Below are 1,233 nucleotides of genomic sequence, written 5' to 3' on the forward strand. Positions count from 1 at the left end.
CCAGTAGTGGTGGTGTTGGAAGGCGTAGGTCGGCAGATCGACACGCCTGGCACCGCCCCCCGCGAACCACTCCGCCCAGTCGACCGGCACACCATGCACATACGCCTCACCCAACGACAGCAACAGCCGCTCCGGGCCACCCTCTCCCCGCCGCAGCGTCCCCGTGACCACGACCTCCCGGCCCACCACCTCAGCCGTCTCCTGCACCGCCGCCGTCAACACCGGATGAGGACTGATCTCCACGAACACCCGATGCCCGGACTCCACCAGACCCGTGACCGTGTCCTCCAGACGAACCGTGGAACGCAGGTTGCGATACCAGTACTCCGCGTCCAGACCAGCCGTCTCCAACCGCTCACCCGTCACCGTCGAATAGAACGGGACCCCCGCCGCGACCGGCTCCAACCCACCCAGCACGGCGTGGAGTTCATCGCGGATGCCCTCCACCTGAACAGAGTGCGAGGCATAATCCACCTCCACCCGCCTGGCACGCGCACCCCGCCCCCTCGCCTCCGCGATCGCCTCGCCCAAAGCCTCCGGCGTGCCCGCCACCACCACCGAGGACGGCCCGTTCACCGCAGCCACCTCAACACGACCGTCCAGCACCGCAACCAGACCCCGCACCTCACCAACAGGCAACTGCACGGACGCCATCCCGCCTTTGCCCGACAGGGCGAGAACCGCCCGCGAACGCAACACCACCACCCGGGCACCGTCCTCCAACGACAACGCACCCGCCACCACAGCAGCAGCGATCTCACCCTGCGAATGACCCACCACCGCAGCCGGCACCACACCGAACGACCGCCACACCTCCGCCAGACTCACCATCACCGCCCACAACACCGGCTGAACCACATCCACCCGACCCAACGCCACCTCATCCGACAGCACATCGGACAACGACCACTCCACAAACCCCGACAACGCCCGCTCACACTCCGCCATCCGCGCCGCGAACACCGGTGAGGAACCCAACAACTCCACCGCCATCCCCACCCACTGCGACCCCTGGCCCGGAAACACGAAAACCACACCACCATCACCCGCACGACCCCGCACCACACCCGCGTCAGGCCGCCCCTCCGCCAACGCCCTCACACCCCGCAACAACTCCCCACGCCCACCACCGACCACCACCGCCCGATGCCCCAACACCGCCCGCGACGACGCCAAGGAGTAACCGATGTCACTCAAGGGAACGTCCGGATGCTGGGTGAGATGGGTGAGGAG

The 1,233-nt window shown here is 67.7% G+C and carries 1 protein-coding gene; it reads right to left on the reverse strand.

Annotated features, from left to right (window positions below; translation table 11 throughout):
• Positions 1 to 1,233 (reverse strand): acyltransferase domain-containing protein (locus tag G3I71_RS44635; protein WP_164324587.1); only part of this gene is annotated, 1,233 nt, incomplete at both ends.

Source organism: Streptomyces sp. SID12501, assembly GCF_010550245.1.
In the GTDB taxonomy this organism is placed as follows: domain Bacteria; phylum Actinomycetota; class Actinomycetes; order Streptomycetales; family Streptomycetaceae; genus Streptomyces.